The following is a 23,341-nucleotide window of genomic DNA, read 5'->3' as shown; positions in this document are numbered from 1 at the left end:
GCCATGAATTGATCTTTCTCCGTCAATTATTGAGAATAGTTCGCATTCGCCATTTGACGACCGAACTGCCCCGGCACATGTGCCGCTGCGACAGCCTCTGGCGCGACGGCGTTGCCTCCCGCCCATTCTATAGACCCCACCGATGAACCTCCCTGCCCCCTCCCTCCGATCCGCTGCGCAGCTCCCTTCCGCCATCACGCGCCGCGCACTGTGCCTGGCCATCGCCGCACTGCTTCTGCCAGCCGCGGCCAGCGCCGCCGAGGCCGGCGTTGGCGCGGCCGACGCCCTGGCGACCGGCGACCGGCAACCCACCGAGTTGGAGAAACTGGATGTGGTCGCGCAGCGCAAGGACGGCTATACCGCGCCGTCCAGCGCCACCGGCACCGGCTTGGTGCTCAGTCCGCTGGAGACGCCGCAGTCGGTGAGCAGCATCGGCCGCGAGCAGATGGACGACTTCGGCCTGCGCAACGCCAACGACGTGCTGGCGCTGGCCACCGGCATCAACGTCGAGAAGATCGAGACCGATCGCACCTACTACAGCGCGCGCGGCTTCGACGTCGTCAACTTCCAGGTCGACGGCCTCGGTCTGCCGTTCACCAACGGCGGCGCCGAAGGTGACCTGGACACTGCGATGTACGAGCGGGTGGAGGTCTTGCGCGGTGCCAACGGCTTGCTGTCCTCGACCGGCAATCCGTCGGCCACGATCAACTTCGTGCGCAAGCGACCCACCGAGGACCTGCAAGGCAGCGCCGGGGTGACGGTGGGCAGCTGGGACACGCGGCGGCTGGACGCCGACCTGTCCGGCCCGCTCAACGCCAGCGGCAGCGTGCGCGGCCGCGTAGTCGCCGCTGGCCAGGACGGCGACAGCTACCTGGACCGCTATGCGCTGAAGAAGCACAGCCTCTATGGCATCGTCGAGACCGATCTCGGCGATCGCACCCGCCTGAGCGTCGGCGCAAGCTATCAAAAAAACGACGCCACCGGCGGCATGTGGGGCGCACTGCCGCTGTACTACAGCGATGGCAGCGCCACGGATTTCGCGCGGTCCACCAGCACCTCGGCCGACTGGTCGTACTGGACCACCGAAGACAAGCGCGGGTTCCTGGAACTGCGGCAGGACCTGGGCGCGGACTGGCAGCTCACGCTGGCGCTGAACTACCGCAAGCTCGACAACGATGCCCAGCTGTTCTACGTCTACGGCACCCCCGACCGCGCGACCGGCCTGGGCCTGTTCTCCTATCCCTCGCAGTACGGCAGCACCGAAACGCAGAAGTACGCCGACGTGTACGCGAGCGGCCCGTTCGCGCTCGGCGGGCGCGAGCACGAGTTGGTGGTGGGCGTGAAGTGGGGCCGCGTGGAGGCCGACCAGGTGTCCTGGTACGGCAACGACATCGGCACGCCACTGCCGCCTCTGCAGGACTGGACCGGCGCCTATCCCAAGCCGCGGTTCGATGCCTTCTCCGACGGCGCGCAGTTCGACATCACCCGGCGCACCGCCTACGCCACTGCGCGCTGGAACCTCGGCGAGACGCTGAAGCTGATCACCGGCGTCAACCACACCCGGATCGAGAGCCGCGGCCAGAACTACGGCGTGCAGCACGCCTACGACGACAGCAAGACCACGCCGTTCGTCGGTGCGGTCTATAACTTCGCTCCGAACTACGCGCTGTACGCCAGCTATGCGGAGATCTTCAACCCGCAGACCGAACTGGACCGCACGCTGCGGGTGCTCGACCCCATCACCGGCAGCAACGCCGAACTCGGCATCAAGGGCCAGTGGTTGCAGCAGCGCGTCAATGCCTCCTTCGCCCTGTTCCGTGCCAAGCAGGACAACACCGCCGAAGCCGATGTCTTCGTCGGCACCCTGCAGACCTACCGGCCGATCGACGCCACCTCCACCGGCTACGAGTTCGACGTCGCCGGCCGGATCGGCGCGCACTGGCAACTCAACGCCGGCTATACCCAACTGGGCATCAAGGGCGACGACGGGCGCAACGTGCGCACCTACGTGCCGCGCCGCACGTTCAAGCTGGCGACCACCTACACCGTGCCGCAATGGGACGCCTTGCAGTTGGGCGCGACCCTGACCTGGCAGGACGCCATCGTCCGCGACCAGGAGGCCGTGGACACCGCCGGCAATCCCATCTACACCCGCCAAGGCAGCTATGCGCTGCTGGGGCTGATGGCGCAGTACGCCATCACGCCGCGGCTCAGCGCGACGCTCAACGTCTACAACATTACCGACCGTAAATACATCAACAGCCTGTACTGGGCGCAGGGCTACTACGGCGCGCCACGCAACACGGCGCTGTCGCTGACCTACCGGTTCTAGCGCAGGCCGCTGGCGGAACGCGTCGCGCCGGGCCCCTGCCGCGACGCGGGGTGCCGTCGCTGGTAATTGCGAAACGTGCGACGGCCGCTGGCGGAAGCGCGGTACGCGCGGACAGCGGAACGCGCCGTCGGCACGGCGCGACAGGTGGAGCGTGGCGCGCCGCGAGGACGCCGCTCATCACGCCGAAAAGTGCCTCGTAGGAGCGGCTTCAGCCGCGACGGGCGTTACCGGAAACGCCCCATCGCGACTGAAGCCGCTCCTACGGGGCATGCGGATCCGGCGCGATGGTGGCGGAAACCGGTGCCGAGAGGCGCCGCTAGTCGGCGGACTCGCCGGCGCGGCCGCGCAGCTTGTCCAGCCGGTCCAGCAGGCCGATCCAGAACGCCGCCGGCAGTTCGGCAACCAGCGGCACGCTGAAGCACCAATCGTTGACGAAGGCGGCGCACTTGACCGCATCCTTCTCGGTCATCAGCACCGGCAGTTCGCTGCCGAAGGCCAGGTCCGCGGCGCGGTACTGGTGATGGTCGGGAAAGGCATGCGGGACCACGCCGATGCCCTGCGCCCGCAGCATGTCGAAGAAGCGCTGCGGATGGGCGATGCCGGCGACGGCATGCACGCGCTGGCCGGCGAAGCTGCGCAGCGGCCGCGCACGGCCGCCGCGCAACGGCTGCGCGCTGTCGATGCGCAGGCGCATCGCCCATTCGCCGAAGCCGGCGTCGAGCGTGCCGCTGTCGCTGGCCTGGCCCAGGTTGATGACCCGGAAATCGCATTCGTTGCCGCGCGCCACCGGCTCGCGCAGCGGCCCGGCCGGCAGCAGGCGGCCGTTGCCGTAGCGGCGCTGGCCGTCCACCACCTCGATCTCGATGTCGCGCTGCAGACGGTAGTGCTGCAGGCCATCGTCGCAGACCACGATGTCGCAGCCGGCCTGCAGCAGCGCGCGCGCCGCGGCCACGCGGTCGCGGTCCACCCGCACCGGCACGCCGGTCTTGCGCGCGATCAGCACCGGCTCGTCGCCGCCCTGCTCGGCCGACGTGCCCGGCTCGATCCAGCGCGGTTCCTGCGGCTGGCTGCGGCCGTAGCCGCGGCTGGCCACGCCCGGGCTCCAGCCGGCCTCGCGCAGGCGCTGCACCAGGGCGATGGTCAGCGGCGTCTTGCCGGTGCCGCCCGCGGTGAGATTGCCCACCACCACCACCGGCGCGGCGATGCTGTGGCGCTTGCGCCAGCCGCGCCGGTACAGCGCACGGCGCAGCGCGATCGCCGCCGCGTACAGCGGGGTCAGCACGCGCGCGTGCAGCGGCGGCGCGCCCGTGCCGTACCAGTAGGCGGGGGTGTGTGGCCCGCGCTCGCTCATCCGAACTGCCTTTCGCGGAACTGCATGCTGTGCAGGTGCGCATACACCCCGCCCAGCGCCAGCAGTTCGTGGTGGGTGCCGCGCTCGACGATGCGGCCATGGTCCATCACCAGCACCTGGTCGGCGTGTTCGATGGTCGACAAACGGTGGGCGATGACCAGCGTGGTGCGATCGGGCATCAACCGGTGCAAGGCGTCCTGCACCAGCCGTTCGGATTCGTTGTCCAACGCGGCGGTGGCCTCGTCGAGGATCAGGATCGGCGCGTCCTTGAGCATCGCGCGGGCGATCGCCAGGCGCTGGCGCTGGCCGCCGGACAGGCGCCCGCCCTTGGCCCCGACCTGCGCCTGCACGCCCTCGGGCAGGTGCTCGACGAACTCCATCGCGTTGGCGTCGGCGATCGCCTGCTGCAGTTGCGCCGGGCCCGCCTCGCGCATCTCGCCATAGGCGACGTTCTCGGCGATGCTGCCGTCGAACAGCATCACCTGCTGGCCGACCAGGGCGATCTGCCGGCGCAGATCCTCCAGGCGGTACTCCTGCAGCGGATGGCCATCGAGCAGGATCTGCCCGGACTGCGGATCGTAGAAACGCGGGATCAGCTTGACCAGGCTGGACTTGCCGCTGCCGGAGCGGCCGACGATGGCGGTGACGGTGCCGGGCTCGGCGACGAAGCTGACCTCGGCCAGCGCCGGCCGTGCCTGCCCCGGATAGGCGGCGGTGACCTCGCGGAATTCGATCCGCCCCTGCGCGCGCTCGATGTGGCGGCTGCCGCTGTCCTGTTCCTCGGGCGCATCCAGCACCACGAACAGCCGCTGCGCCGAGGCGACGCCCCGCTGCAGCATGTTCTGCACGTTGGTCAGGTTCTTCAGCGCCGGGATGATCGCCATCATCGCGGTCATCAGCGAGACGAACTCGCCGGCGGTCAGGCGCCCGGCCAGTGCCTCGTGGCCGGCGATCAGCAGCAGCGCGGCCAGGCCGATCGCGCCCAGCAACTGCACCGCGGCCGAGGAGATGCCGCGGGTAGATTCGACCTTCATCGCCAGATGCAGGTTGGTGTCGGCCAGGTGCTGGTAGCGCTCCATCTCGCTGGCGCGCGCGCCGTAGACCTTGACCTCCTGGTTGCCGGACAGCGCCTGCTCGGCGGCCTGCATCAGTTCGGCGTTGCTCTCCTGGATGCGGTGGCTGACCCGGCGGTAACGCTTGGCCACGCGGTCCATCACCCAGGCCAGCGGCGGCGCCACCAGCAGGATGGTGACGGTCACGGTCCAGCTGTACCACAGCATCACCGCCAGCGCGCCGACGATCTGCAGAGTCTGCTGCACCATCACCTTCATCGCGTCGACCGCGGCCTGCGCCACCTGCTCGCTGTCCGAGCCCAGCCGCACCAGCATCGAGGCCACCGGCTCGGCGTCGAAGCGGCTGCCCGGCAGGCGCAGGTACTTGTCCAGCACGTTGACCCGGAAATCGCGGGAGATGCTCCGCGCCGCGCGCCCCATCGACATGTCGGTGACGTAGCCGGCGATGCCGCGCAGCACGAACAGGCCGACGATCTGCAACGGCAGCCACATCGCCACCTCGCGATTGCGCGCGATGAAGGTCTCGTCGGTGATGGGCTTCATCAGCGCCAGGAAGCCGGAGCCGGCCAGCGCCTCCAGCAGCGCGCCGACCGCGGCGATCAGCAGCAGTCCGCGGTAGCCGCCGGCATAGGACAACAGGCGGCGATAGGTCCGCCAGGGGGAATCCTGGACGGGCACGTCGGTAGGTACATTCACTTGGAGCTTCCGTCCCTGTTGACTTCGGGAGCAGTGGCGATGGCGATGCGGCGGAACCCGAGCTGGCCCAACGCGTCCTGGGCGGTGACCACCGCCTGGTACGGCGTGCGCGCGTCGGCGCGCAGCAGTACCGGCTGCTCGCGGTCGTCGCCGGCGACCTGGGCGATGCTGCGCTTGACCGACTCCACGTCGGTGCGCAGCACTTCCTGGTCGTTGATGAAGTAATGCCCGTCGGCGTTGATCAGCACGCTCAGCGCACGCGCCGGCGGCGGCGCGTTGCGGTCGCTGGCATTGGGCAGCTGCAGTTGCAGCGTGGAACGGGCATCGAAGGTGGTGGTCACGACGAAGAAGATGATCAGCACCAGGATGACGTCGATCAAGGGCACCAGGTCGATATGCGGCTCGTCCTGGCCACGGTCGTCGCGGATCCGCACCGGCTCAGCCCTTGGCCGCCGCGGCGTTCGGCGCGGCGCCACGCGCCGGCGCGGCCGGCGCCGTGGCACGGCCGTGGCCGTCCAGCGCGTCGGTCAGTGCGGTGGCTTCCTGCTCCATCTCGATCACGTAGCCGGCGATGCGGCCCTTGAAATGGCGATGGAAGATCAGCGCCGGCACCGCGATGATCATGCCGGTAGCGGTGCACACCAGCGCCTTGCCGATGCCGCCGGCGAGCTGGTTCACGTCGCCCAGGCCATGGTCGAGGATGCCGAGGAACATCTGGATCATGCCGACCACGGTGCCGAGCAGGCCCAGCAGCGGCCCGGCCGAAGCGATCGTGCCCAACGCGTTCAGGTAACGCTCCATGCGGTGCACGACGTGCCGGCCGGTGTCCTCGATGCGCTCGCGCACGATCTCGCGCGGTCGGTTGCGCACGTCCAGGCCGGCGGCGAGCAGCGCGCCCAGCGGCGAATTGCGCCGCAGCGATTCGATGTGGGTGGGATCGAGCTTGCCGCGCGTGGCCCAGTTGCGCACTTCCTGGCCCAGTCCCGGCGGCAAGACCTCGCTACGGCGCAGGCTCCAGAACCGCTCCAGGACGATCGCCAGCGCGACCACGCCCAACAGCAGCAACGGCACCATCGGCCAGCCACCGGCCTTGACCAGTTCCCACACGTCGCAATCCTCCGGCACGCTCGGCCGTTCGTTCACTGACCGATAGGATAGCAGCCGTCCGCGCCCGCTCCGCCGCATCCCACAGCCGCGCCCGCCAGGGCCGCCGCTCGCGCAGTTGCAGGCCGGCGCGCCCCAGCCACACGCGCAGCGCCCCGCCCTGCGGGGTGCCGACGACTTCGGCCCCGGCCGCCTGCCAACGCGCCACCACGCCCGGATGCGGATGGCCGAAGCGATTGCCGTAGGCCGCCGAGACCAGCACCAGCCGTGCGCCGGTGGCGGCGACGAAGGCCGGCTGCGAGGAATGCGCGCTGCCGTGGTGCGGCGCCACCACCACGTCGGCGCGCAGCGCCTGCGGCGCCTCGCGCAGCAGCTTGCGCTCGACCACATCGCCGATGTCGCCGGCCAGCAACAGCGCACCGTGCGCGGTCTCCACGCGCAGGACGCAACTGGACTCGTTGCGCAGATAGGGAAAGTGCGGCGTCGGATGCAGGAACCGGAAACGCACTCCATCCCACTCCCAGGCCTCGCCGGCCACGCAGGCCCGGTCCACCGGCAACGGCGCGCCGGCGGGAGCCTGAACCAGGCCGATCGGCAACGCCGCGCGCACCGCGGCCAGGCCGCCGGCGTGGTCGTTGTCGCCATGACTGATCACCGCGCCATCCAGCCGCGCCACGCCGAGCGCGTGCAGCGCCGGCACCACCACGCGCTCGCCGGCGTCGTAGCCGTCCTCGACCGCCGGCCCGGCGTCGTACAGCACCTGGTGATGCGCGGTGCGCACCAGCAAGGACAGCCCCTGCCCCACGTCGAACATCACCAGATCGACCTCGCCCTGTCGCGGCCGCTCCAGCGGTGGCCACAGCAACGGCAGCCACAGCAACGCCGCCAGCGGCTTGCCCGGCACCGCGCGCGGCAGCAGCAGCCAGAACGCGCCCAGCAGGGCCAGCGGCAGCGCCCAGCCGCGCGCCTCCGGCAGCCAGTGCAACGCGAAGCGGCTTTCGCCCAGGGCGACGAACCACGGCCAGGTCAGGTCGAAACAGGCGGCGGCCAGCCGCCACAGCCAGACGCCCGCGCCGGCATGCAGTGCCTCCAGCGCAGTGCCGAGCAGGGCCAGCGGCACCACCACCAGGCTCCACCACGGGATCGCCAGCAGATTGGCCAGCGGCCCGACCAGCGACGCCTGCCCGAACAGCATCGTGCTCACCGGCAGCAGGCCGACCGTGGCCACGCCCTGCGCGGTCAGGAAGCTGCGCAGCGTCTCGCGCCAGCCGCGACCGGCCTCAGGCATGCACCAGGCCAGCCAGGCGACACCGAGGAAGCTCAGCCAGAAGCCGGCCGAGAGCACCGCCAGCGGGTCGCAGAGCAGCATGGCGATTGCCGCCAGCGCCAGCGCGTCGACCACCCGCACCGGCCGCCGCCACAGCCGCGCCGCGACCACCACCGCGATCATCAGGGCGGTGCGCACGGTCGGCAGGGCCATGCCCGACACCAGGGTGTAGCCGCCGGCACCGAGCAGCGCCAGCGCGGCCGCGGCCTGGCGGCGCGGCCAATGGCGGCCCAGTTGCGGCCACAGCCGCCACAGGCCGCCGCCGAGCAAGGCGAAGGCGCCGGCCACCAGCCCGACGTGGAAGCCCGAGATGGCGATGAGATGGGTCAGGCCGGCGGCACGCAGGATGCGCCAGTCGCGATCGTCCAGCCGCCGCGTATCGCCCAGCGCCAGTGCCTGCACGAAGCGCGCCGAGGCCTGCGGCACGGCCGCGGCGATGCGCGCGGACATGCCCGCACGCCAGGCGTCGATGCCCTGCCCCGGCGCCAGCGGCGCTGCCGCATGCGGCGCCACCACGTAGCCGCTGGCGCTGATCCGCTGCGCCAGCGCGTAGGTTTCGGCGTCGAAGCCGCCGGGATTGCTCAAGCCGCGCGGCGCGCGCAGGCGCACCTGCAGCTGCCAGCGCGCGCCGGCGCGCAGGGCGCTGCGCCGCCCGGCCTGATGCGTGCCGAAGTCGTCGTACCACGCCAGTTGCAGCAAACGCCCGCGCAACGGCGCCGGCTGCGCCGCATCGGCCTCCACGCGGAACAGGAAGCGGGTGCGCCGGGTCTCCGCCTGCGGCAGTTCCACCACCTGGCCACGGACGGTGACCACGCGCTTTTCCCAGTCGGCCGGCAACTGCCGCGCCAGCACCACGCCGGCGACCAGCGCCAGCCAGCCGGCGCCGATCGCGAACGCCCCCAGCCAGCGCCAGCGCGGCGCTGCCACGTACAGCACCGCTCCGGCGAGCAGGAGTGCCAGGGCCAGCGGCCAAGGCGGCAGGCGCGGCAACCACAGCGCGGCCAGCACGCCGGCGGCGAGGCTGGCGGCGACCGCAGCACCCAACTGCGCCAGGGCCGGCCAGCCCGAGGCGCCAGCACCAGTGTCAATGCCACCGGCGTCTGGGCGCGGCACGGCTTCTGCAGAGCGATGCATCTACTTGCCCTCCTTGGCATCGGCAGATCGGAAACAGCAACCACGTCCGCGCTGACATCCGCATCGTGCACTGCCATCGCGTTCGCCACGCCAGCGTCGCATCGCGGCTCGACGCGGGCCATCGGTCTACGCCGGGGGACTGCGTCAGAATTTGCCTAGGCCTGGGTGCGCGCCGCGTCACAGTCCCGGCGAAGTTCGCCGCAGCTTCATCGGCGGGCGCCTATGGTGCGGTGCCCAACGTCGTAAGGAGTGCGCGCATGCGCAAGGGCATTGCACTGATCGTCGGAGTCACCGGCATCTCCGGCTACAACCTCGCCAACGTGCTGGTCGCCGATGGCTGGACCGTCTACGGGCTGGCGCGCCGCCCGGTGCCGCAGGAGGGCGTGATCCCGGTGGCGGCCGATCTGCTCGACCGCGAGGCCACCGTGGCCGCGCTGCGCGGGCTGCCGATCACCCACGTGTTCTTCTGCACCTGGACCCGGCGCGACACCGAGAAGGAGAACGTCGCCGCCAACGGCGCGATGTTGCGGCATCTGTGCGAAGGCCTGGACGGCGCGCCGCTGCAGCACATGGCGCTGGTCACCGGCACCAAGCACTACCTGGGCTCGTTCGAGCACTACGGCAGCGGCAAGGCGGAGACGCCGTTCCGCGAGAGCGAGCCGCGGCAACCGGGCGAGAATTTCTACTACACGCTGGAAGACCTGCTGTTCGACGCCGCCGCGCGCCACGGCTTCGGCTGGAGCGTGCACCGCTCGCACACCATGATCGGCCAGGCCAACGGCAGCAATGCGATGAACATGGGCGTGACCCTGGCGGTGTATGCGACGTTGTGCAAGCACACCGGGCAGCCGTTCGTGTTCCCCGGTTCGCGCGCGCAGTGGGACAGCCTCACCGACCTCACCGACGCCGGCCTGCTCGGCCGCCAGCTGGCCTGGGCCGCGACCAATCCGGCCGCGCGCAACCAGGCCTTCAACACGGTCAACGGCGACGTGTTCCGCTGGCGCTGGATGTGGGGCGAGATCGCCGCGTTCTTCGGCCTGCAGCCGGCGCCCTATCCGGAGGCACCGATGCCGCTGCAAGCGCGTCTGCAGGACACCGCGCCGGCCCTGTGGCGCGAGATCGCCGAGCGCCATGGGCTGGTACAGGCGGACGTGAACCAGCTCGCGTCGTGGTGGCACACCGATGCCGACCTCGGCCGCGAGATCGAATGCGTCAACGACATGACCAAGAGCCGCGACCTGGGCTTCCTCGGTTACTACGACAGCCGCGCCTCGTTCCTGGAACTGTTCACGCGGCTGCGCGTGCAGCGGGTGATTCCCTGAGCCGCGCGACCGGATGAGGAGTCGTCTCGGCAGCGGGAACGCGGCAATCCGAAAGGTTGCCGCCCCACGGCGCATGCGATGCGCTGCAGGACGGTCGCCGTTGTAGGGACATCCGCGGCATGACCGCGGCGGCGCGTTTGCAGGGCTGCTGTGCGAGGGTTTCGGTGCCGACAGCAACGAAGGCCGGCGACGTGCCGACTCCGTTCGTCGCGGCTGAAGCCGCTCCTACGTGGGGTGCACGTGTAGGAGCGGCTTCAGCCGCGACAGGCTCTACCGATGACGCACCGTCGCGACCGCAGCCGCTCCTATGAGGCAATGGTGTGTCTCGCCACCTAGGGCGAAAGAAAGCGATTAGATGTGCCTCGGAGTCACGCCCAGAAACGTACCGCGACGGCCAGTTTCGCGACAGGGAAAGGTGGTTGCGGATCGCGCACTGAAACGTCGCGTTCTCCGACTTGGTTCGTCGCGGCTGAAGCCGCTCCTACGGGGCGCTTGCGACGAGGTGCTTTCGCCTGTCCGAGGCTCTTTGGCGTCGGCAGATGCAGTGAAGCCACTGCGGCTCGCTGCCTCGTTCGTCGCGCCTGGCGTCGCTTCACCGCTCGGCGAAGCGGCGATGTGCACTGTGGGAGGGGCTTCAGTCCCGACGCACACTGCACCGGGTCGCAGGACACTGCTCTTGTCGTGACCCCGAGCGCTGCACAGCAAGCCAAGCTGTCACGCCCGGCCCCGCATGCACCAGACTTCAGCGGCTCGCGACCTCAGGCCGCGATCCTGCCCGAGAACATGCAAGACGGCGGCACATGCGGCCGCCACCGCGCTCGTTCACACGTCCGCAGGCGCCAGTTCGCGCAGCTTGCCCTGGTGCAGTTCCAGCACACGGTCCAGCTTGCGCGCCAGGCTGCGGTCGTGGGTGACCAGGACCAGGCTGGTGCCCTGCGCGCGGTTGAGTTCGAGCATCAGCGCGAACACGTTGGCCGCGGTCTTGTCGTCGAGGTTGCCGGTCGGCTCGTCGCCGAGCACGCAGGCCGGGCGATTGACCAGGGCACGCGCCACCGCGGCGCGCTGGCGTTCGCCGCCGGACAGTTCGCCCGGCTTGTGCTCCAGGCGATGACCCAGGCCTACCGATTCCAGCAGCGCGCGTGCGCGCGCATCGGCATCGGGCATCGCCGCGCCGCCCAGCAGCACCGGCATCATCACGTTCTCCAGCGCGGTGAACTCCGGCAGCAGGTGATGGAACTGGTAGACGAAGCCCAGCGAGCGGTTGCGCAGTTGCCCGCGCGCCGCGTCGGTCAGCGCCGACATGCGCTGCCCGGCCACGTAGACCTCGCCGGAGGTCGGCACGTCGAGGCCGCCGAGCAGGTGCAGCAAGGTGCTCTTGCCGGCACCGGAGGCGCCGACGATGGCCACGGTCTCGCCCGCCGCCACGCTCAACTCCAGGCCGTCGAACACCGGCGTGCGCATCTTGCCTTCGGCGTAGGTCTTGGCCAGGCCTTCGGCGCGGATCGCCGCGTCCGCTTGTGGCTTCTGCATTCCCGACTCCCGATTCCCCATTCCCGATTCCCGGCCCTCATTCATAGCGCAGCGCCTCCGCCGGCTGCGTGCGCGCCGCGCGCCAGGCCGGATACAGCGTGGCCAGGAAGCTCATCAGCAAGGCCACGATGGTGATCACCATGACGTCGTGCGGCTGCATGTCGGTGGGCAGGCCGGTGATGTAGTAGACGTCCTCCGGCAGCAGCTTGATGTTGAACACCGCCTCGATGCCGGCCAGGATCCGCTCCAGGTTGAGCGTCAGCACGATGCCGCCGATCACGCCGGCGACGGTGCCGATCACGCCGATCAGCGTGCCCTGCACCATGAACACCTGCATCACCCCGCCCGGGCTCAATCCCAGCGTGCGCAGGATGGCGATGTCGGCCTGCTTGTCGGTCACCAGCATCACCTGCGAGGACACCAGGTTGAACGCGCCCATCGCGATGATCAGCGACAGCAGGATGCCCATCACCGTCTTTTCCATCTTCAGCGACTGGTACAGGTTGGCGTTCTCGCGGGTCCAGTCGCTGACCATGTAAGGACCGTGCAGGTTCAGCGCCAGGTCGCGCGCCACGTTCCAGGCCTGGTCCATGTCGTACAGCTTCAGGCGCACGCCGGTGACGCCGTCACCCATGCGCAGCACCCGCTGCAGGTCCGGCATGCTGGTCACCGCCAGGCCACGGTCGATCTCGTTGTAGCCGGCCTCGAAGATGCCGCTGACAGTGAAGCGCTTGTAGCGCGGCACCATGCCCATCGGGCTGGCCTGCGGCTCGCCGAGCATCACCACCACCTTGTCGCCCACGCCCACGCCCAGCCACAGCGCCAGTTCCTGGCCGAGCAGGATGTTGTACGAACCCGGGGTCAGGCTGTCGACCGAGCCCTGCTTCATCTTCTGCGCCAGCACCGAGACCTTGGCCTCTTCCTTGGGCAGGATGCCGCGGACGATCGCCGGCTGGTTGCGCTGGCCGGTCAGCAGCGCCTCTTCCTCGACGTAGGGCGCGGCGCCGGCGACGCGCTTGTCGCGCATGGCCACGTCCACCGCGTGCTGCCAGTCCTCCATCGGTGCGCCCTGCGCGCTGACCGTGGCGTGCGCGGCCATCTGCAGCAGGCGGTCGCGGATCTCCTTCTGGAAGCCGCTCATCACCGCCAGGGTGGTGATCAGCACGGTCACGCCCAGGGCGATGCCGAGGATCGAGGCCATGGAGATGAAGGAGATGAAATTATTGCGGCGCTTGGCGCGCAGATAGCGCAGGCCGATGGCCACGGGTAAGGGTTTGAACATGCGCAGCCACCATCCAGGGAGCGCTATGGTGCCATTTGCGGCGGCGCAGACGAAGCGGCATGGGCCGAAGCGGCCAGACGCAGTTCACGTCGTGCCGCCGGCGGCAGCGTGTCCGGCCACCACGCCAGGCGCTGGGTGCGCCCCTGCGCATCGCGCCAGCGCACGAACGCCAGCGGCCCGCGCCAGGCGACCTGCAGGTCGTTCACCGCCGCGCCGTCGACGCTGGGCGCACCGGCGCCGGCAGGAAGCACCAGCGTGCGCGGCGCCCGCCCGGCCTCACGGCGCAGCAGCCACGCCGCATACAGCAGCGCCAGCGCGGCGGCCGGCCAGGCCAGGTGTGGCGGCAGGTCGGAACCGAGCAGCGCCAGCGGCGCCAGCGCGCCGAGCAGGGTCAGCGCGGCCAGCAGCCAGCGCGAGGGACGCCAGTCAAGCCGGCATGGCGCGGATGGAAGCGATGAGATCGGCGGCGCGTGCATCGGGACAGGCCTCGTAGCCCATGAACCAGCGCCACAACTTATCGTCCTCGCAATCGAGCAGGTATAGGAAAACCCCGCGCTCGTCTTCGGAAGCCTGCGCCCAGCGCCGGTCCAGGTAGCGGCCGAACAGCTGGTCCAGTTCGCGCATGCCGCGCCGGCAGCGCCAGCGCAGCTTCTTCAGTTCGGTGGTCTCGTCCATCGCATGCGCCCTTGCCTGGGGGCGGCGCCGCACGGCAGCCGCCGAAAACGAACGCGGCACCGAACCCGAAAGCCGGTGCCGCGCGGTCGGCGGGCAGGCCCGCCGCTTGGAATGTGCGCCGCTGCGATCAGGCGCGGCGCGCCATCATCAGCTTCTTGATCTCGGCGATGGCCAGCGCCGGGTTCAGCCCCTTCGGGCAGGTCCGCGCGCAGTTCATGATGGTGTGGCAGCGGTACAGCTTGAACGGATCTTCCAGATCATCCAGACGCGCACCGGTGTCCTCGTCGCGCGAGTCGATGATCCAGCGGTAGGCCTGCAGCAGGATCGCCGGACCCAGGTAACGCTCGCCGTTCCACCAGTAGCTCGGGCAGCTGGTCGAGCAGCACGCGCACAGGATGCACTCGTACAGGCCGTCGAGCTTCTTGCGGTCTTCCGGCGACTGCAGCCGCTCGCGGTCCGGCGGCGGCGGGGTCTGGGTACGGATCCACGGCTTGATCGAGGCGTACTGCGCGTAGAAATGGGTCAGGTCCGGCACCAGATCCTTGACCACGCTCATGTGCGGCAGCGGGTAGATCGGCACTTCCTTCTTGCCGCAGTCGCTGATCGCCTTGGTGCAGGCCAGCGTGTTGGTGCCGTCGATGTTCATCGCGCACGACCCGCAGATGCCCTCGCGGCACGAGCGGCGGAAGGTCAGGGTCGGGTCGATCTCGTTCTTGATCTTGATCAGCGCGTCCAACACCATCGGGCCGCACGCGTCCAGATCCACCTCGTAGGTGTCGGTCCGCGGGTTGCTGTCGTCGTCCGGATTCCACCGGTAGACCTTGAAGGTCCGCACATTCTTCGCGCCCTTGGCGGGAAAGTGCTTGCCCTTGCCGATCTTGGAATTCTTGGGGAGGGTGAACTCTGCCATGGCTTTAAAATCCGGGAATGGGGATTGGGGAATGGGGAATGGGAAGCGGGGGCGAAGAGCGCATGCGCTGTTCTCGATTCCCGATTCCCTACTCCCGTTTCCCGGCTGTGGTCAGTAAACGCGCGGCTTCGGCGGCACCACGTCCACGTCCTTGCTGAGCGTGTACATGTGCACCGGGCGGTAGTCGAAGCTGCACTGGCCCTTGTCGTCGACGGTGACCAGCGTGTGCTTCTGCCAGTTGACGTCGTCGCGGTCGGGGAAATCCTCGTGGGCGTGCGCGCCGCGGCTTTCCTTGCGCTGTTCGGCCGAGTTGATCGTCGCCACTGCGTTGAGCAGCAGGTTGTTCAACTCGTAGGTCTCGATCAGGTCGGAATTCCACACCAGCGAGCGGTCGGAGACCTTCACGTCCTCGAAGCTGGCGAAGATGTCGGCCATCTTGTCCACGCCTTCCTTCAGCGTCTTGCTGGTGCGGAACACCGCCGCGTCGGACTGCATGGTGCGCTGCATCTTGTCGCGGATCACCGAGGTCGGGGTGCTGCCGTTGGCGTTGCGCAGCTTGTCCAGCAGGCCCAGCGCCTTGTCGCAGGCGTCGCCCGGCAGGCCCTTGTGCGGCGCGCCGGTCTTGATCGTCTCGGCGCAGCGGTTGGCCACCGCGCGGCCGAACACCACCAGGTCGAGCAGCGAGTTGGAGCCCAGGCGGTTGGCGCCGTGCACCGACACGCAGGCGGCCTCGCCGATGGCATACAGACCCGGCACCACCGCATCGGGGTTGTCGCCGTCCTTGCGCACCACTTCGCCGTGGTAGTTGGTGGGGATGCCGCCCATGTTGTAGTGCACGGTCGGGATCACCGGGATCGGCTGCTTGTGCACGTCGACGCCGGCGAAGATGCGCGCGCTCTCGGCGATGCCCGGCAGCTTGTCGTCGATCACGCCCGGGCCGAGATGGGTCAGGTCGAGCAGGATGTGGTCCTTGTGCTCGCCGACGCCGCGGCCTTCGCGGATCTCGATGGTCATCGAACGCGACACCACGTCGCGCGAGGCCAGATCCTTGTAGTGCGGGGCGTAGCGCTCCATGAAGCGCTCGCCGCTGCTGTTGCGCAGGATGCCGCCTTCGCCGCGCACGCCTTCGGTGATCAGGCAGCCGGCGCCGTAGATGCCGGTCGGGTGGAACTGCACGAACTCCATGTCTTGCATCGGCAGGCCCGCGCGCATCACCAGGCCACCGCCGTCGCCGGTGCAGGTGTGCGCGGAGGTGGCGCTGAAGTAGGCGCGGCCGTAGCCGCCGGTGGCCAGCACCACGCCGTGGGCACGGAACAGGTGCAGCGAGCCTTCGGCCATGTCCAGGGCGAGCACGCCGCGGCAGGCGCCTTCCTCGTCGAAGATCAGGTCGAGCGCGAAGTACTCGATCATGAAGCGCGCGTTGTGCGCCAGCGACTGCTGGTACAGCGTGTGCAGCATGGCGTGGCCGGTGCGGTCGGCGGCGGCGCAGGTGCGCTGCGCGGACGGGCCTTCGCCGTACTTGGTGGTCATGCCGCCGAACGGACGCTGGTAGATCTTGCCGTCCTCGGTGCGGCTGAACGGCACGCCGTAGTGCTCCAGCTCGATGATCGCCGGGATCGCCTCGCGGCACATGTACTCGATGGCGTCCTGGTCGCCCAGCCAGTCCGACCCCTTGATGGTGTCGTAGAAGTGGTAGCGCCAGTCGTCCTCGCCCATGTTGCCGAGCGCGGCGGAGATGCCGCCCTGCGCGGCCACGGTGTGCGACCGGGTCGGGAAGACCTTGGTCAGGCAGACCGTCTGCAGGCCCTTCTGGGCCAGGCCGAAGGTCGCGCGCAGGCCGGCGCCGCCGGCGCCGACCACGACCATGTCGTACTTGTGTTCGGTGATCTTGTAAGCAGACATCGAAATGTGGTTCCTAGAGGGGGCGCCGATGGATCAGGCGATGCCCAGCGCGATGCGCGCCACGGCGAAGATGCTGACGATGGCGCCGAGCACGGCGACGAAGCGCACGATGGTCTGCGCGGCCAGGGCCAGCAGCGAGGTGTGCACGTAGTCTTCCAGCACCACCTGCATGCCGAGCTGGGCGTGCCAGAACGCGGCGATCAGGAAGCCGACCAGCAGGATCGCGTTCCACGGCTTGGCCACGGCCTCGGTGGCGGCGACATAGTCCGAGCCGAGCAGGCTCAGCACGAAGATCAGGAACCAGATCGACAACGGCACCAGCGCGGTCGCGGTCAGGCGCTGCACCACGAAATGCTCGGTGCCGGTCTTGGCCGCGCCCAGGCCGCGGACGTTCTTCAACGGAGTGCGATAGCGGCTCATGCGGTGGCTCCCAGCAGCACGTAGGCCCACACGGCGGCGGTCAGCACGAAGCTGAGCACGACCGACAGCCAGCCGATGGTGACGAAGGCGCGGACGGCGTAGCCCTGGCCGAAATCCTGCAGGATGTGGCGCAGGCCGCCGAACAGATGGAAGGCGAAGCACCAGGTCCAGCCGAACAGGAACACCTGGCCGTACCAGGCGCCGGCGATGTCGCGGAAGAGATTCCAGGAGGCGGGGCCGAGCATCAGGGCCAACAGGCCGGCGGCGATGATCAGGGCACCGATCGACAGCACGATGCCGGTGGCCCGATTCAGGATCGAGGTCACCATCTGGATCTGCCAGCGATAGACCTGCAGATGCGGGGAAAGAGGACGTTCGCGCGTAGCCATTCGCTGGGCTCGTTGTCTCGGCTGGGCGGCGTGCTTAAGGCCGCGTTGGCTCAAAGCTGCTCAAAAATCGATGCAGCGTCCGTTTTTCTCCCAGTCGCCGTAGCGCGTCGGCTCGAGGCCGCCGCGCCCGCCGATCTCCCGCGGCGCAGGCGTGGTCTGCGGAGGGGTCTCCTCGGCGGGCCGCTGCGTTTCGGGATCGGACTCGGGTGTGGGGGTTGGTTGGCCTATCATGCGGGTCTCACAACTCGTCAATTTTAGTCCTCCCCTCTCGTGCCTGACAACCTGAATCTCGATTCCGGCGGTTTTTCCGCCTTGCCACACCTGCAATACGTCGCCTTGCGCGGTCCGGATGCAGTGGCCTTCGCCCATGCGCAGTTCGCCAACGACGTGCAGGCGCTGGCCGCGGGCCAGTGGCAGTGGAACGCCTGGCTCACCGCCAAGGGCCGGGTGATCGCGGTGTTCGCGCTGCTGCGCCAGGCCGACGACGCCTTGCTGATGCTGCTGCCCGACGGCGGCGCCGAGGACCTGGCGGCGGCACTGGGCCGCTTCGTGTTCCGGCGCAAGCTGCACATCGCGGTCGAGGACACGCTGCTTGCCTTGGGTCGCCTGAGCCTACCGGAGCAGGCCCGGGGCGCGACGTCGGCGCGCGATGAGGCCGGCGTGATCGAATTGGACATGGGCGGCGACGGCCTGCCGCGTACGTTGCGGCTGATGCCGGCGCCGGCACCGGCGTCGGATATGCCGGCCGCCGCCCCGGCGCTGGCGGAGGCCTGGCGCGCGGCCGATCTGCGCCTGGGCCTGGCGCGGCTGGCGCCGCGCCAGCGCGAACAGTGGACGCCGCAGCAACTGGGCCTGGACAGGCTGCATGCCTTCAGCGTCAAGAAGGGCTGCTACCCGGGCCAGGAAATCGTCGCCCGCACGCACTTCCTGGGCAAGGCCAAGCGCGCCGTGCAGTTGCTGGAAACAGAGGCCGCGGTCGCGATCGACGCAGCGGTGCTGCGCGACGGCCAGTCGTTCGGCAGCGTGGTCAGCGTCGCCGGGACCCTGGCGCTGGCGGTGCTGCCGCTGGACGAGACGCCACCGGCGGGGCTGGACGTCGACGGCCACCCCGCACGTTGGCAGCCCCTGATCGACGGCCTGGCGCGCTGAGCGCGCCGGCGTTTCGCGCTGCTGCTTTTGCTATTCCCGATTCCCGATTCCGGAGTCCGGCGCCTCCAGACGCACCCCACTCTCGGCATCGAAGAAGTGCAGCGCGTCGCCGCGCACCGCCACCCGCAGGCGCTCGCCCAGGCCCGGCAGCGCGCGCGGCGCCACCCGCATCACCAGCGGCTGCGCGCCGTGGCTGAGATTGACGAAGATTTCGTTGCCGACCGGCTCAATCACCTCGATGGTGGCCTCGAAGCCGCCCTGCGCGTCGTCGCTGGGCTGCAGGTGTTCCGGCCGCACGCCGACCGCCAGTTCGCGGCCCAGCCACTGCGGCGCCAGCTGCGCGCCCGGCAGCGGCACCCGGCCGCCGTCCTGCAAGTGCAACTGCAGGCCGCCCTCGTCGACCAGCCGCCCGCGCAGCACGTTCATCGCCGGGCTGCCGAGGAAGCCGGCCACGAACAGGTTGGCCGGGCGGTCGTACAGCGCCATCGGCGTGTCGATCTGCTGGATCACCCCGTCCTTGAGCACGACGATGCGCTGGCCCAGGGTCATCGCCTCGACCTGGTCGTGGGTGACGTAGATCATGGTGGTGCCGAGCTTGCGGTGCAGCTGCGCGATCTCGGTGCGCACCGAATGGCGCAGCTTGGCGTCCAGGTTGGACAGCGGCTCGTCGAGCAGGAACACCGCCGGCTCGCGCACCAGGGCGCGGCCCAGCGCCACGCGCTGGCGCTGGCCGCCGGACATCGCGCGCGGCAGCTTGTCCAGCATCGGGGTCAGGCCCAGGGTGTCGGCGGCGGCGGCCACGCGCTGGCGGATGACATCCTTGCTCTCGCCGCGCAGCTTGAGCCCGAACGCCAGGTTCTCGGCCACGGTCATGTGCGGGTACAGCGCATAGCTCTGGAACACCATGGCGATGTCGCGATCCTTCGGCGCCACCTCGTTGACCACGCGCTCGCCGATGCGCAGCTCGCCGCCGCTGATCTCCTCCAGGCCGGCGATCATCCGCAGCAGCGTGGACTTGCCGCAGCCCGAAGGCCCGACCAGCACCATCAGTTCGCCGTCGGCCACTTCGAAGCTGGCCCCGTGCACGGCGACCTGGCCGTTGTCGTAGACCTTGCGGATGTTGTCCAGTTGTACTTTCGCCATGTATCCGGTTTCCGGCAGTGAGGAACGGGCTGCCGCCGGTCCCTCCCGAGGGCAGTGCATACGAATGCGGGTCGCATCGTGCCAGCGCGCAGGCAACAATGGATCGCGATGCGGTATTCTGCCATGTAACCGTTTTCACGGGGCAACCTCGAGCCTGGGAGGGCACGCAATGCGATCCGCCGCCAGCCGCCGATCCGGCGCGCCGTCGTTATCCGGCCTGCAGCATGAGGCATGGGAGAGGTATGCTCAGAGGTCTGGCAGTCGTATTCATCTCCTGGATCGTGCGTCCCCGCCTGGCGGCCGTCCCGCGTCACGCCTTCGCCCGAACCGGCCGGATACAGGCCGTTCCCGCCGTTCGCTTTCCCACGCCACGTCACTTCTAGCCCCCAGGTGATCGACACCATGTCACCCGAAACCGAAACCCGGTCGATGCACGATACCTTCCTGTTGTTCGGCGCCACCGGCGATCTGGCCCAGCGCTACCTGTTCCCTTCGTTGCTGCGCATGCTCGACGACGGCTTCCTGCCGGAAGACTTCCGCATCCGCGCGCTGGCGCTGTCGCCGCACGACACCGCCAAGTTCCACGAACTCCTCAAGCCGCGCCTGCAGGCGGCGATGCCGCAGATCGGCGAATCGATCGTGCAGGCGCTGCTGGCGCGCATCGACTACCGCTCGGTGGACCTGCGCGACGCCGAATCGGTGGCCGCCGCGGTGCGCGACCTGACCGCGCGCCGCTGCGTGAGCTACCTGGCGATCCCGCCGGGGCTGTACATCAGCACCTGCCAGGGCCTGGCCCTGGGCGGGGCGCTGGCCGCGCCGCACCGGCTGATGCTGGAGAAGCCGATCGGCCACGATTCGGACAGCGCCCGCGAGATCGTGCAGGCGATCGGCGCGCTGATCGACGAGGACCGCGTGTTCCGCCTGGACCACTACCTGGGCAAGGCCGCGGTGCAGAACCTGATCGCGCTGCGCTTCGGCAACACGCTGCTGGAGGCGGTGTGGAACCGCACCTACATCGAGTCGGTGGACATCCTGGTCGCCGAGAGCGAGGGCGTGGACGGCCGCGATGCCTACTACGCGCGCTCCGGCGCGCTGCGCGACATGGTGCAGAGCCATATCCTGCAGCTGCTGTGCCTGGTGGCGATGGAGCCGCCGGCGTCGCTGGAAGCCGACCGCATCCGCGACGAGAAGGTCAAGGTGCTGCGCGCGCTGCGGCCGCTGAGCGCGGAGCATGCCGCCCGCGACAGCGTGCGCGGGCGCTACACCGCCGGCACCATCAACGGCCAGCCGGCGCAGGCCTACCAGCCGCCGGAAGGCAGCGACGTGGAAACCTTCGCCGCGGTCACCGCCTACATCGACAACTGGCGCTGGGCCGGGGTGCCGTTCCGGCTGTGCACCGGCAAGCGCCTGGCCGAGCGCTCCACCCGCGTGGTGGTCACGCTCAAGCCGGTCACCCACTGGCTGTTCGAGCGCCCGGCCGCACAGCAGGCCGCGCCGAACCGGCTGACCTTCCAGCTGCAGCCGCAGGAGAACATCGAACTGGGGCTGATGAGCAGCCTGGCCGGCCCGGAATGGGGCGCGCTGGAACTGCAGCCGCTGGAACTGGAACTGTCGGTGCCCACCGGCCTTCACCGGCGCATCGCCTACGAGCGGCTGATGCTCGACGCGCTCAACGGCAACCACGCGCTGTTCGTGCGCGACGACGAGGTGCGCGCCGCCTGGGCCTGGATCGACAGCGTCAGCGCCGCCTGGGCGCAGGCGCACCTGCCGTTGCTGCCCTACCCGGCCGGCAGTTGGGGGCCGGAGGAAGCGCAGGCCTACGTGTCCTGCGACCAGTCCGGCGCCGCGCCGCGGGTCGCTTCGTGAGCGCCCCGCAGCGCCCGGTGCTGGTGGCCGACATCGGCGGCACCAATGCCCGTTTCGCCCTCGCCGATCTCGACGCCTCGGTGCCGCTGCTCGACGACAGCACGCAGACCTACTCGGTGGTGGAGTTCCCGTCGCTGGGCGACGCCGCCCGCCATTATCTGGAACAGACCGGGGTGGACGCGCGCAGCGGCACCTTCGCGGTGGCCGGCCGCGTCGACGGCGACGAGGCACGCATCACCAACCACCCGTGGGTGATCTCGCGGGCGCGCACCCGCGCCATGCTCGGCTTCGACGAACTGCACCTGATCAACGACTTCGCCGCGCAGGCGATGGCGATCAGCCTGCTGCGGCCGCAGGATGTGGTCCAGGTCGGCGGCGCCAGCTGGACACCGGCGCCGGTCGAGGTGCCGCGCAACTACGGCGTGATCGGCCCCGGCACCGGCCTGGGCGTGGGCGGTCTGCTGATGCGCGGCGGGCGCTGCTTTCCGCTGGAGACCGAGGGCGGCCACGTCAGCTTCCCGCCGGGCACGCCGGAGGAGATCCGCATCCTGGAACTGTTGTCGCAGCAGTTCGGCCGCGTCTCCAACGAGCGCCTGATCTGCGGCCCGGGCCTGGTCAACATCCACCGCGCGCTCAGCGAGATCGCCGGCGACGATCCGGGCCCGCTGCAGCCGGAAGACATCACCGCGCGCGCCGCGCAGGGCGACTACCGGGCGATGCGCACGGTGGACGTGTTCTGCGCCGTGTTCGGCGCCATCGCCGGCGACCTGGTGCTGATGCAGGGCGCCTGGGACGGCGTGTTCCTGACCGGCGGGCTGGTGCCGAAGATGCTCGACGCGATCCAGCATTCCGGGTTCCGCCAGCGTTTCGAGCACAAGGGCCGGTTTTCGTCGATCATGGCGCGGGTGCCGTCGCTGGCGGTGATCCACCCCCGTCCCGGCCTGCTCGGCGCCGCCGCCTACGCGGTGGACGCCGCGCGGCAATCCCCAGGAGCCATTGCATGAGCCCCACGCTGTCCGACCGCATCACGCTGATCCGCTACGACGATCCGGACGAATGGATCGACGCGGCGGCGGCCGAGATCGGCACCGCGCTGCGCGAGGAGATCCAGCGCCGCGGCGGCGCGCGCCTGCTGCTGTCCGGCGGCACCACCCCGGCGCCGGTGTACCAGGCGCTGGCCGAGCTGCCGCTGGACTGGTCGAAGCTGGAAGTCGGCCTGGTCGACGAGCGCTGGCTGTCGCCGCAGGACAGCGACAGCAACGCCTACCTGATCCGGCACAGCCTGCTGGACCGCGCCGAGGAGGCGCGCTTCGAGCCGCTGGTACGGGTCGGCAAGCCGCTGCAGGACTGCGTGCATGCCGCCAACCTGCATGCGCGGCACGCCCCGGCCGCGTGCATGGCGGTGCTGGGCATGGGCGGCGATGGCCACACCGCCTCGCTGTTCCCCGGCGCCACCGACCTGAACAAGGCCCTGGCCAATCCCCTGCCCTACGCCGCGCTCGACGCCACCGGCTGCCCCGGCGCCAACACCTGGCCGCTGCGCATCACCCTGACCCCGGCCGGCCTGGCGCCGATCGGCCAGCGGATGCTGCTGTTGCGCGGCACGCAGAAGCTGGAGGTGCTGGAGCGTGCGCTGGCCGGCACCGATCCGCACGAGTATCCGATCCGCGTCGCCTTCGATACGCCGGGTGCGCGCTTGCGCGTGCATTGGTGCGAGTGAGGCGGGGATTGGGGAG

Annotated in this window: 21 protein-coding genes; 6 read left to right on the top strand and 15 right to left on the bottom strand. The window is 69.8% G+C overall.

What is annotated here, in order from left to right:
- Positions 1-142 precede the first annotated feature (142 nt).
- The gene (locus tag M3U25_RS04205; protein WP_355499837.1) at positions 143-2,332 is read left to right on the top strand and encodes a TonB-dependent siderophore receptor; all 2,190 of its coding nucleotides are present in this window, start codon (positions 143-145) and stop codon (positions 2,330-2,332) included.
- Positions 2,333-2,648: 316 nt separating this feature from the next.
- On the opposite strand, the gene lpxK is transcribed toward M3U25_RS04205, so the two are convergent.
- From lpxK to M3U25_RS04180, 5 genes are read right to left on the bottom strand one after another with little or no spacing between them, the layout of a single operon-like run.
- A complete protein-coding gene (gene lpxK / locus M3U25_RS04200) occupies positions 2,649-3,683 on the bottom strand; it encodes a tetraacyldisaccharide 4'-kinase (protein WP_242159853.1) in 1,035 nt (344 codons plus the stop codon).
- Entirely contained in the window at positions 3,680-5,452 is a 1,773-nt protein-coding gene (msbA, locus tag M3U25_RS04195) for a lipid A export permease/ATP-binding protein MsbA (RefSeq protein ID WP_242159852.1), read from the bottom strand. Before msbA ends, lpxK begins: the two co-directional genes overlap by 4 nt.
- The gene (locus M3U25_RS04190) at positions 5,449-5,886 is read right to left on the bottom strand and encodes a biopolymer transporter ExbD (protein WP_010342642.1); all 438 of its coding nucleotides are present in this window, start codon (positions 5,884-5,886) and stop codon (positions 5,449-5,451) included. Before M3U25_RS04190 ends, msbA begins: the two co-directional genes overlap by 4 nt.
- Positions 5,887-5,890: 4 nt before the next feature.
- Entirely contained in the window at positions 5,891-6,559 is a 669-nt protein-coding gene (locus M3U25_RS04185) for a MotA/TolQ/ExbB proton channel family protein (RefSeq protein WP_355499843.1), read from the bottom strand.
- Entirely contained in the window at positions 6,453-9,017 is a 2,565-nt protein-coding gene (locus tag M3U25_RS04180; protein WP_355499846.1) for a DNA internalization-related competence protein ComEC/Rec2, read from the bottom strand. Before M3U25_RS04180 ends, M3U25_RS04185 begins: the two co-directional genes overlap by 107 nt.
- Before the next feature lie 257 nt (positions 9,018-9,274).
- Between M3U25_RS04180 and M3U25_RS04175 the strand changes: the two genes are divergently transcribed.
- On the top strand, positions 9,275-10,339 hold the full coding sequence (locus M3U25_RS04175; RefSeq protein WP_355499849.1) for an SDR family oxidoreductase: 1,065 nt from the start codon (positions 9,275-9,277) through the stop codon (positions 10,337-10,339).
- 822 nt (positions 10,340-11,161) lie between these two features.
- Here M3U25_RS04175 and lolD read toward each other — a convergent pair.
- From lolD to M3U25_RS04130, 9 genes are all read right to left on the bottom strand, one after another.
- Positions 11,162-11,890, bottom strand: a complete 729-nt coding sequence (lolD, locus tag M3U25_RS04170; RefSeq protein ID WP_184502452.1) for a lipoprotein-releasing ABC transporter ATP-binding protein LolD — start codon at positions 11,888-11,890, stop codon at positions 11,162-11,164.
- Between the two features lie 16 nt (positions 11,891-11,906).
- Positions 11,907-13,151 carry a lipoprotein-releasing ABC transporter permease subunit gene (locus M3U25_RS04165; RefSeq protein WP_010342649.1) on the bottom strand — a complete coding sequence of 415 codons (1,245 nt, stop codon included), beginning with the start codon at positions 13,149-13,151 and terminating at the stop codon, positions 11,907-11,909.
- A gap of 23 nt (positions 13,152-13,174) precedes the next feature.
- Complete coding sequence (locus tag M3U25_RS04160) at positions 13,175-13,627, bottom strand: hypothetical protein (protein WP_355499854.1); 453 nt, start codon at positions 13,625-13,627, stop codon at positions 13,175-13,177.
- A complete protein-coding gene (locus M3U25_RS04155; protein WP_160947372.1) occupies positions 13,578-13,826 on the bottom strand; it encodes a succinate dehydrogenase assembly factor 2 in 249 nt (82 codons plus the stop codon). The genes M3U25_RS04160 and M3U25_RS04155 overlap by 50 nt, the downstream gene beginning before the upstream one ends.
- Positions 13,827-13,953: 127 nt before the next feature.
- Positions 13,954-14,736, bottom strand: coding sequence for a succinate dehydrogenase iron-sulfur subunit (locus M3U25_RS04150; RefSeq protein ID WP_017908442.1), 783 nt, complete (start codon positions 14,734-14,736; stop codon positions 13,954-13,956).
- Between the two features lie 111 nt (positions 14,737-14,847).
- A complete protein-coding gene (gene sdhA / locus M3U25_RS04145) occupies positions 14,848-16,638 on the bottom strand; it encodes a succinate dehydrogenase flavoprotein subunit (protein ID WP_010342654.1) in 1,791 nt (596 codons plus the stop codon).
- Positions 16,639-16,671: 33 nt separating this feature from the next.
- Entirely contained in the window at positions 16,672-17,058 is a 387-nt protein-coding gene (gene sdhD, locus M3U25_RS04140) for a succinate dehydrogenase, hydrophobic membrane anchor protein (RefSeq protein ID WP_048488910.1), read from the bottom strand.
- Positions 17,055-17,447: a succinate dehydrogenase, cytochrome b556 subunit gene (gene sdhC, locus M3U25_RS04135; RefSeq protein ID WP_010342656.1), complete on the bottom strand. Its 393-nt coding sequence runs from the start codon at positions 17,445-17,447 to the stop codon at positions 17,055-17,057. Before sdhC ends, sdhD begins: the two co-directional genes overlap by 4 nt.
- 60 nt (positions 17,448-17,507) lie before the next feature.
- A complete protein-coding gene (locus M3U25_RS04130; RefSeq protein ID WP_242159845.1) occupies positions 17,508-17,678 on the bottom strand; it encodes a DUF1674 domain-containing protein in 171 nt (56 codons plus the stop codon).
- 39 nt (positions 17,679-17,717) lie between these two features.
- On the opposite strand from M3U25_RS04130, the gene M3U25_RS04125 reads away from it, so the two are divergent.
- Positions 17,718-18,596: a folate-binding protein gene (locus M3U25_RS04125; RefSeq protein ID WP_355499864.1), complete on the top strand. Its 879-nt coding sequence runs from the start codon at positions 17,718-17,720 to the stop codon at positions 18,594-18,596.
- 30 nt (positions 18,597-18,626) lie between these two features.
- Here M3U25_RS04125 and ugpC read toward each other — a convergent pair whose 3' ends face one another.
- Complete coding sequence (gene ugpC / locus M3U25_RS04120; protein ID WP_355499867.1) at positions 18,627-19,739, bottom strand: sn-glycerol-3-phosphate ABC transporter ATP-binding protein UgpC; 1,113 nt, start codon at positions 19,737-19,739, stop codon at positions 18,627-18,629.
- 429 nt (positions 19,740-20,168) lie between these two features.
- Between ugpC and zwf the strand changes: the two genes are divergently transcribed.
- From zwf to pgl, 3 genes are read left to right on the top strand one after another with little or no spacing between them, the layout of a single operon-like run.
- Positions 20,169-21,605 carry a glucose-6-phosphate dehydrogenase gene (gene zwf, locus M3U25_RS04115; protein WP_355499910.1) on the top strand — a complete coding sequence of 479 codons (1,437 nt, stop codon included), beginning with the start codon at positions 20,169-20,171 and terminating at the stop codon, positions 21,603-21,605.
- Entirely contained in the window at positions 21,602-22,609 is a 1,008-nt protein-coding gene (glk, locus tag M3U25_RS04110) for a glucokinase (RefSeq protein ID WP_242081120.1), read from the top strand. The genes zwf and glk overlap by 4 nt, the downstream gene beginning before the upstream one ends.
- Positions 22,606-23,325, top strand: a complete 720-nt coding sequence (gene pgl / locus M3U25_RS04105; RefSeq protein WP_160947366.1) for a 6-phosphogluconolactonase — start codon at positions 22,606-22,608, stop codon at positions 23,323-23,325. The genes glk and pgl overlap by 4 nt, the downstream gene beginning before the upstream one ends.
- Positions 23,326-23,341: the final 16 nt, after the last annotated feature.

The sequence above is a fragment of the Xanthomonas sp. PPL134 genome, assembly GCF_040595915.1.
In the GTDB taxonomy this organism is placed as follows: Bacteria; Pseudomonadota; Gammaproteobacteria; order Xanthomonadales; family Xanthomonadaceae; genus Xanthomonas_A; species Xanthomonas_A indica.
The sequence above is the reverse complement of the archived record's forward strand: the minus strand, read 5'-3'. Positions and strand labels throughout refer to the sequence as shown.

Coding starts and splice junctions, on each gene's coding strand:
- sdhA (WP_010342654.1), bottom strand. CDS start 16,638: ATGTCTGCTTACAAGATCACCGAACACAAGTACGACATGGTCGTGGTC.
- ugpC (WP_355499867.1), bottom strand. CDS start 19,739: ATGGCGAAAGTACAACTGGACAACATCCGCAAGGTCTACGACAACGGC.
- M3U25_RS04175 (WP_355499849.1), top strand. CDS start 9,275: ATGCGCAAGGGCATTGCACTGATCGTCGGAGTCACCGGCATCTCCGGC.
- M3U25_RS04205 (WP_355499837.1), top strand. CDS start 143: ATGAACCTCCCTGCCCCCTCCCTCCGATCCGCTGCGCAGCTCCCTTCC.
- sdhC (WP_010342656.1), bottom strand. CDS start 17,447: ATGGCTACGCGCGAACGTCCTCTTTCCCCGCATCTGCAGGTCTATCGC.
- M3U25_RS04165 (WP_010342649.1), bottom strand. CDS start 13,151: ATGTTCAAACCCTTACCCGTGGCCATCGGCCTGCGCTATCTGCGCGCC.
- sdhD (WP_048488910.1), bottom strand. CDS start 17,058: ATGAGCCGCTATCGCACTCCGTTGAAGAACGTCCGCGGCCTGGGCGCG.
- M3U25_RS04130 (WP_242159845.1), bottom strand. CDS start 17,678: ATGATAGGCCAACCAACCCCCACACCCGAGTCCGATCCCGAAACGCAG.
- M3U25_RS04155 (WP_160947372.1), bottom strand. CDS start 13,826: ATGGACGAGACCACCGAACTGAAGAAGCTGCGCTGGCGCTGCCGGCGC.
- zwf (WP_355499910.1), top strand. CDS start 20,169: ATGCACGATACCTTCCTGTTGTTCGGCGCCACCGGCGATCTGGCCCAG.
- pgl (WP_160947366.1), top strand. CDS start 22,606: ATGAGCCCCACGCTGTCCGACCGCATCACGCTGATCCGCTACGACGAT.
- M3U25_RS04160 (WP_355499854.1), bottom strand. CDS start 13,627: ATGCACGCGCCGCCGATCTCATCGCTTCCATCCGCGCCATGCCGGCTT.
- lpxK (WP_242159853.1), bottom strand. CDS start 3,683: ATGAGCGAGCGCGGGCCACACACCCCCGCCTACTGGTACGGCACGGGC.
- M3U25_RS04150 (WP_017908442.1), bottom strand. CDS start 14,736: ATGGCAGAGTTCACCCTCCCCAAGAATTCCAAGATCGGCAAGGGCAAG.
- lolD (WP_184502452.1), bottom strand. CDS start 11,890: ATGGGGAATCGGGAGTCGGGAATGCAGAAGCCACAAGCGGACGCGGCG.
- M3U25_RS04180 (WP_355499846.1), bottom strand. CDS start 9,017: ATGCATCGCTCTGCAGAAGCCGTGCCGCGCCCAGACGCCGGTGGCATT.